The sequence below is a fragment of the Phytoactinopolyspora endophytica genome (genome assembly GCF_004138495.1).
Classification (GTDB): domain Bacteria; phylum Actinomycetota; class Actinomycetes; order Jiangellales; family Jiangellaceae; genus Phytoactinopolyspora; species Phytoactinopolyspora endophytica.
Genome location: NZ_ML142850.1, coordinates 82,066 through 84,302 on the forward strand (window position 1 = coordinate 82,066; position 2,237 = coordinate 84,302).

2 protein-coding genes are annotated in these 2,237 nt (G+C 69.0%); both read left to right on the forward strand.

Annotated elements, in window-relative coordinates; all coding sequences use genetic code 11:
* On the forward strand, nt 1–754 hold a 754-nt coding region (locus ELR45_RS36740), incomplete at its 5' end, for a family 1 glycosylhydrolase (protein WP_205855835.1).
* On the forward strand, nt 751–2,237 hold a 1,487-nt coding region (locus ELR45_RS03720; RefSeq protein ID WP_165367451.1), incomplete at its 3' end, for a glycoside hydrolase family 3 protein. The genes ELR45_RS36740 and ELR45_RS03720, both read left to right, overlap by 4 nt.

Sequence of the window (2,237 nt, forward strand, 5' to 3'; positions counted from 1 at the left end):
CGCCTTCCGCGAGCGACGCCCCGCGGTCAGCGTCGGCATCACCAACATAGTCAGCAACCTCGCCCCGCTCTCGGACTCATCCGACGACGCCCGGGCGACCGCGGCGATGGACATCCGGATGAACCGGATCTTCCTCGAACCGCTCTACCGTGGCGGTTACGGCGACGACGTCGTCGAGGTGTTCGGCGCCCATGGGCTCACCGGCGACGAGACCGAGAGCGGGCTGGTTCGCCCGGGAGACCCTGCACTGATCGCCGTCCCCACGGACTTCGCGGGCATCAACCACTACACCAACACGCTCATCCAGCACGACCCGTCGGCGCCGTTCAACGAGGTCCGGATGGTCCAGGTCGAGCCGGCGCCGACCACGTTCGGCTGGTCGGACACGCCGCACGCCCTTCGCGACGTCCTGCTGCGCGTCCGGAACGAGTTCACCGAGCTGCCGATCTACGTGACCGAGAACGGTGCGGCCTTCTTCGACTACCCGACGCCGGACGGCGAGGTGCGCGATCCGGAACGCGTGCATTACCTGGACGGATACACGCGAGCGGTTGCCGACGCCGTAGCCGCGGGGGCCGATGTCCGTGGCTACTTCGCGTGGTCGTTCCTCGACAACTTCGAATGGTCGCACGGCTTCTCGAAACGCTTCGGCCTCGTCTACGTCGACTACCCCACCCAGCGGCGCATCCCCAAGCAGAGCGCGTACTGGTACCGGGACTTCATCGCCCAGCACACCACCGGAAGGACCGCATGACGCCCACACCGACCCGCCTGCTGGAAATGCTGGCGCGGCTTGATCTCGAGGAGAAGGTGCGGCTGGTCTCGGGGGCCGATTTCTGGACCACGACGCCGATCGAACGGATCGGGCTGCGCGCCATGGTGTTGTCTGACGGACCGGCAGGCGTGCGCGGACCGGTGTGGGACGAGCGGAGTCCCTCAATCAACCTTCCCTCCGCGACGGCGCTGGCCGCGTCCTGGGATCCAGAGCTGGCGCGGCGCTACGGGGCCGTCGCGGCCGCCGAGGCCCGCCGGAAGGGCGTCGATATCGTTCTCGGCCCCACCATCAACCTGCACCGGTCGCCGCTGGGTGGCCGGCATTTCGAGGCGTTCAGCGAGGATCCGGAGCTGACCGCCGAGCTTGCCGTCGCCTACGTGAGCGGATTGCAGGACAACGGGGTCGCGGCCACTCCGAAGCACTACGTCGCCAACGACTCCGAGACGGACCGCTTCACCGTCGACGTGCGGGTGGACGAGCGCAGCCTGCGGGAGCTGTACCTGCTGCCGTTCGAACGAGCGGTGCAGGCCGGCGCCTGGGCGATCATGAGCGCCTACAACTCCGTCAACGGCGTGACCATGACCGAGAACCACCTGCTCGAGACGCCGCTGAAAGCCGAGTGGGGCTTCGACGGCATGGTGGTCAGCGACTGGACCGCTGTGCGCAGCCTCGGCGCCGCTTCTGCCCCGCAAGATCTGGCCATGCCCGGCCCGTCCCCCGCCTGGAGTGACGCGCTGCTAACAGCGGTCTGCGAGGGACGCGTCGCAGAGGCCGATCTCGACCGCAAGGTTCTGCGCATTCTCGCGCTCGCCGAACGTGTCGGGGCCCTCGACGGGGGGCGACCTGCCGAGCCGGAGCGGATCGACGGCGTCGCCTTCGCCCGCGAGGCGGCGATCGAAGGCAGTGTCCTGTTGCGCAACGCCGCCGAACTGCCTTGGGAAGCGTCGGCTCTGCGTCACGTCGCCGTGATCGGCAACAACGCCCGCGTGGCACGGACGCAGGGCGGCGGCAGTGCCACGGTGATCCCGGCGCGCGTCGTGACGCCGCTCGAGGCGATCCGCGAGGCCTTGCCCGGCGCGCGTGTGGACTACGCGCTCGGCGCGGTGGTGCAAGAAGGGGTCGCCGAGATCCCCATCGCACAGCTCCGCAACCCGGAGACCGGCGAGCTCGGCCTCGTCGCCACCTTCCTCGACGCGGACGACAACGAGCTGTTCAACGAACATCGTCAGTCGACCTCGCTGATCTGGTTCGGCGGTGACGCGCCCGTCGCCCAGGCGAGCCGCCTGGTCCTGCGCACGATCCTCGTCCCGGATGCGTCCGAGGAAGTCCACCTCGGCTTCGCCACCTCGAAGACCGGCCGGATCTTCGTCGATGGTGAGCTGCTGCTCGAAGAGACCCCGATCGTCGAGGGAACCGATCTCGGCGCGGCCTTCCTCTCACCGCCGTCGGCGACGGCGCCCGT